The organism is Mesorhizobium sp. M8A.F.Ca.ET.021.01.1.1 (genome assembly GCF_003998025.1).
Lineage (GTDB): Bacteria > Pseudomonadota > Alphaproteobacteria > Rhizobiales > Rhizobiaceae > Mesorhizobium.
The window spans coordinates 1-4,920 of sequence record NZ_RZSJ01000478.1; the positions used below are offsets into that span (position 1 = coordinate 1).

6 protein-coding genes are annotated in these 4,920 nt (G+C 59.6%); all 6 read left to right on the forward strand.

Annotated features, from left to right (window positions below; genetic code table 11):
• A partial coding sequence (locus EOA36_RS27565) for an ATPase, T2SS/T4P/T4SS family (protein ID WP_145969334.1) occupies nt 1–709 on the forward strand: 709 nt, incomplete at its 5' end.
• Nucleotides 709–1,683 (forward strand): type II secretion system F family protein, encoded by a 975-nt coding sequence (locus tag EOA36_RS27570; protein WP_245464488.1) that lies wholly within the window; start codon nt 709–711, stop codon nt 1,681–1,683. The genes EOA36_RS27565 and EOA36_RS27570, both read left to right, overlap by 1 nt.
• A gap of 16 nt (nt 1,684–1,699) precedes the next feature.
• Nucleotides 1,700–2,650 (forward strand): type II secretion system F family protein, encoded by a 951-nt coding sequence (locus EOA36_RS27575; RefSeq protein WP_127280238.1) that lies wholly within the window; start codon nt 1,700–1,702, stop codon nt 2,648–2,650.
• 52 nt (nt 2,651–2,702) lie between these two features.
• Complete coding sequence (locus EOA36_RS27580) at nt 2,703–3,263, forward strand: tetratricopeptide repeat protein (protein ID WP_167531359.1); 561 nt, start codon at nt 2,703–2,705, stop codon at nt 3,261–3,263.
• A gap of 1 nt (nt 3,264) precedes the next feature.
• Nucleotides 3,265–3,804, forward strand: a complete 540-nt coding sequence (locus EOA36_RS27585; RefSeq protein WP_127280240.1) for a prepilin peptidase — start codon at nt 3,265–3,267, stop codon at nt 3,802–3,804.
• A 104-nt stretch (nt 3,805–3,908) separates the two neighbouring features.
• Nucleotides 3,909–4,920 (forward strand): acyltransferase (locus tag EOA36_RS27590; RefSeq protein ID WP_245464489.1); only part of this gene is annotated, 1,012 nt, incomplete at its 3' end.

Consider the following 4,920-nt stretch of genomic DNA (forward strand, 5'->3'; position numbering starts at 1 on the left):
GCTGCGGATAGCCGTACAGGCGCGCAAATCGATCCTGGTTTCGGGAGGGACGGGCAGCGGCAAGACGACTTTGCTCAACGCGCTGTCGAGCTACATCCCGTCCAGGGAGCGCCTGATCACCATCGAGGACGCGGCGGAACTGCAACTGCAGCAGCCTCATGTCGGCCGGCTGGAGACACGCCCGCCCAGTGTCGAAGGAAAGGGCGAGGTTCGCCAGCGCGAACTGGTCAAGAACGCGCTCCGCATGCGTCCCGACCGTATCATCGTCGGCGAGGTTCGCGGCGAAGAGGCCTTCGACATGCTCCAGGCCATGAACACCGGCCACGAGGGCTCGATGACCACCATCCATGCCAACACGCCGCGCGATGGGATTTCAAGGCTTGAGCAGATGGTTGGGATGGCCGGCATGCCTATGACACACGAATCCATCCGGGCGCAAATCGCTTCGGCCATCGACATAATCGTGCAAACACAAAGACTCTCGGACGGCGGCAGGCGCGTGACTTCGATCTCGGAAATCACCGGCATGGAAGGCAACGTCGTGCAGCTTCAGGAAATCTATCATTTCGTCCGCCGCGATATCGCCGCCGACGGTGCGATCATCGGCGATTTTCGAGCCACCGGTGTGAGGCCACGATTTGCGGCTGAGGCCGCAACGCTTGGGCATCATTTCAGCAAGGACGCCTTCAACCCGCAGGTTGCGCTCTGATGATGCTTACCGGCCAGGAATTGCTTTATTTCATATACGCACTTGCGGCAGCGTCGGTCATCCTCGCTGGCGAAGCGCTTTATCTCTCTTTTGCGGGACGCCGCGCTGCGGTCGGCGCCATCAATCGTCGCTTGAAAAGATTGTCCGACGAGGTTCCCGCTGAGCGGACGCTGCAAAACCTGCTGCGCGAGCGGGGCTTGACGGAGTCTGGTGACTTTGTTTTCGGGCTGATCGGACTGAACAGGCTCTATACCCAGTCCGGTATCACCGGAAACCCGCTCACTTTCGCCGGCATGTTCGTGTTTGCAGGACTGGTATTGGCGCTGCTGCTGTCGTTTCTGCTGCACATGTCGGCCATACCCGTGTTCGTAGTTTTTTTGCTCGTCGGGTTTGTGTTGCCCTTGGTTTTGCTTCGTCGTGCCCGCAGCAAGCGGATCCAGAAGTTTGCGAAGCAACTGCCGAACGCGCTGGACATGATCGTGCGCTCCTTGCGTGCCGGACACCCGGCTTCGGTGGCGGTCGGCCTTGTGGCGCGCGAGATGCCCGACCCCCTGGGAACGGAGTTCGGCATCGTATCCGATGAGATCACCTTTGGTCTCAGTATCGAGCAAGCCGTGCGGAAACTGTCCCAGCGCGTCGGATTCGAGGGCCTTCATCTGCTTTCCATAGCACTCTCCATTCAGTCCAAGACGGGTGGCAATCTCACCGAAATTCTTGCCAATCTTTCTTCTGTCCTGCGGGAGCGGCAGAAATTGCGCATGAAGATAAGGGCGCTTTCTTCCGAGGGGCGGGTGTCAGCTTGGATCATCTCATTGTTCCCAATTGTGATGTTCCTGATTCTTCAGATAACTGCCCCCTCCTATTACGGCAAAGTCTGGCACGATCCGTTGATCATGCCGGTGTTTTTGGGCTTTGGCGTATGGGCTCTGCTGGGCGACTTCATCATGTACCGGATGGTCAATTTTGATTTCTGAGGAGCGTACCATCAACTTGCTTTCCATCACCAATGACCTGGGTTTTCTGGTCTCTGCGGCCGTTTTTGCCGCTGCGGTGGCTCTTTTCCTGTTTGGCGCACTTGTCTTCCTGCCGGCCCTGCAGACGCGAAAACTGGTTGCCCATAGTCTCAAGGCTGAAGGAGCCGTCGACGTCCGTTCGCAGGCCGGTCAGGAACAGTTGGCCAAAATTGCAGCCCAACGCCCGGTCGACGCATACTTCCGAACGATGGAGAAGGAACGGCAGGAGCCGAGCGCGCTCGAAGCTAAGCTCTTTCGCGCCGGCTTCTATCAAGCGAGCGCTCCGCTGATCTATACCCTATCGCGCCTCGGTGCGGTGTGCGTCGGATTTCTGCCTGCATACACATTGTTGTCGCGCGTGTTGCCACCGCATCTGCCAGGTTACTTCGCGCTTGCTGGATCGGCCCTGCTGGGGTTGGGGTGCATCGTGATCCCGAGCATCCTGCTCGACCGCTTCGAAAATGCTCAAAAGGAAACCTATCGCCGTGGTTTCCCGGATTTCATGGACATGATGATCACCTGCGCCGACGCCGGCATGAGCCTTGAGGCGGCCGTAGAACGCGTTAGTGCGGAGTTGGCGGCCACCCACAAATGGCTGGGAATTCAGCTTGCGATCATGAACCTGCAACTGCGCGCCGGCAAACCGTTGCGGGAGGGGCTGCGCGAACTCGCGGACCGCATCGGCCTCGAAGAGGCAAGGGCGCTGGCGGTGCTGTTCCGGCAATCCGAAGAACTAGGCACCAGCCTGACGGACGCACTGCGCGTCTATAGCGACGAGATGCGAAGCCAGAGGATTCTGACCGCTGAGGAAAAGGCCAACTCGCTGCCGGTCAAAATGATGATCCCGCTGGGATTGTGCATCTTCCCGGTTGTCCTAATGGTCATCATGTTGCCGGTGATCATCCGCATGAAGGGCATTTTCTTCTAAACGGTTCTATGCTTTGATTCTAAAATAGAGTCGCCGGACTCTGGGGGATAAAATGACAGGGCCAATGCGCCTCGCAACCGTCGTCGCTGCCAGTCTCTTGATGGCAGCCCTTGCCGGCTGCCAGACAAACGGCGCCGACACCACTGGCGGTGTCGTGCGCACCAATGAACCCTCGAAAGGCGATGTGACGTCCTTTGGCGATGCGTTCGACGGATTGAAGACGGTCAGCGACGTCGAATATTACGCATCGGACCAGGCCGTGGCCGAAGCCAAGAACCAGTTCCGCGCGGAAAACTATGGCAACGCCGGCGCGCTGTTCTTCAAGGCGACGCAACTGGCCCCCAATGACGGCGGCGCCTGGATGGGGCTGGCCGCTTCGTGCGACCGGATCCACCGCTTCGACCTCGCCGACCGTGCCTATGGCCGCGCCTTCAAGCTGATGGGGCCGTCGCCCGAATACTACAACAATGTCGGCTATTCCGATCTGCTGCGCGGCAAACTGCAGGACGCGCGCGGCAATTTCCTCAAGGCTTATGAGCTGGCACCAAACGATCCGACCGTAGCCAACAATCTGAAGCTGCTGTCGTCGAGCGTGCAGAACATCGAGCGCTAGCATGCTGCTCGTCGAAGCGCTGCTGTTGAAGGCCCTCGCCATCCCGCTGCTCGCCAGGATTGCGTGGCTCGACTTCACGACCCAGAGGATTGCCAATCGCGATGTGCTGCTGCTGCTCTGCCTGGGAGTGGGGTCGCTGTTGCTGCTTGTGCTCCGATCCGGATCCTGGTTGGACATGGGCTTGAGCGCGGCTGCCGGCCTCGTGCTGTTTGTAGCCTTGTTCCCGTTCTGGGTCTTGCGCAAGATCGGCGCCGGCGACGTCAAGCTGATGGCGGTCGTCCCTTTTCTGACTGGCGGCGAAGACCTCGTCGTTTTTTCCGTGCTGCTCCTGGTTTTCGCCCTCGTCACTGCAGGGGCAATGAAGAATCCATTCCTGCTGCCCGCGGGCGCCTTCCGCATCTACGTCCAGCATCTCGATCGCAAAGGCGTTGTGCCGTTTGGCGTGCCGATCTCGGTCGCGGCAATCTGCACGACAGCCCTCGTGATCTATGAAAATATGGTGTTGGCGAGCAGTTCTGGAATCCTGAATCAGCTTAACTAACCCCGGCAGCGCGGGCAGCCGCCATCGACCAGAAGATTCCGGTTGTGATCGTCGATTGGATGGCACCTGCGCGATCGACTGCCAAGGGGTCAACGGACATAGGCTTGGCGCCCTTGATCTGGTCCTTGCAGGTACTTCGCTTCGTTGCCGCGCTGATGGTCGTATATGTCCACGCGGCCCAGACCGCCGTTACGGCCACCGGATCCAATGGCCTTTTGCCTCACGATTTGCAGGTGGCCGGCTTCGCAGGCGTAGACATCTTTTTTGTCATATCCGGGGTGATTATTGCCAGGACGGCACCTGGCCTGACCTGGCGATCCTTCGCCTGGAGACGGTTCCGGCGCATCGTTCCGCTCTACCTGCTGATCAGCATCCCCTATGCGATCGTCGCCTACAAAACCGGCTTCGGCTGGCGGGACGCGGTGGCGACACTCCTGCTGTGGCCCGCTACGGATCAAATGACCGCGCCAGCATTGCCCGCGGCCTGGACGCTGTGCTTCGAAATGCTGTTCTACGTCGCCGCAACCGTGGTTCTCGTCGACCGGCGGCTGCTATGGGGTCTCCTCAGTATCTTCGGCCTCGCAATGATGTTTCGCTCGGCGGGCCCGGTGCTGCAGTTTCTTGGCAACCCGCTGATCATCGAGTTCGGCTTTGGCATCGCTCTCGCCTATGCACCCAAGTGGAGACCGGCGGTGTGGTGCCCGCCGATCGGCGCCGCGGCGATGATCGCTGTGGGATTCATCGGGATGGCGCCGCAAGGGGGGACGATGGAGTTTCTCGCCGGCGATAACGGGTTCCAGCGCGTGCTGGTTTACGGTCTCCCGGCGGCGATGATCGTCTTCGGCACGATGCAGATCGACGCACAGCCGAGCGCATGGACGGTTCTCGGTGATGCCTCCTATATGCTTTATCTGATCCACACTCTGCCGATAACGCTGCTTTTGATGGTGTGGACCGTTTTTCCGATTCCTGCCGACCTCATCATCGTGATCGGCACCGCAACATCAGTTCTTTTCGCTTGGCGGATGTACATCCTGTTCGAGTTGCCGCTGCGCAAATTCCTGCGCCGGTATGATCCCCAGCTGAAGACTGGCCGCCATCCAACTGGCCTGGCAC

Excerpts from the sequence above, each read along its gene's own strand:
- EOA36_RS27570 (WP_245464488.1), top strand. The coding sequence starts at position 709 with ATGATGCTTACCGGCCAGGAATTGCTTTATTTCATATACGCACTTGCG.
- EOA36_RS27580 (WP_167531359.1), top strand. The coding sequence starts at position 2,703 with ATGACAGGGCCAATGCGCCTCGCAACCGTCGTCGCTGCCAGTCTCTTG.
- EOA36_RS27585 (WP_127280240.1), top strand. The coding sequence starts at position 3,265 with ATGCTGCTCGTCGAAGCGCTGCTGTTGAAGGCCCTCGCCATCCCGCTG.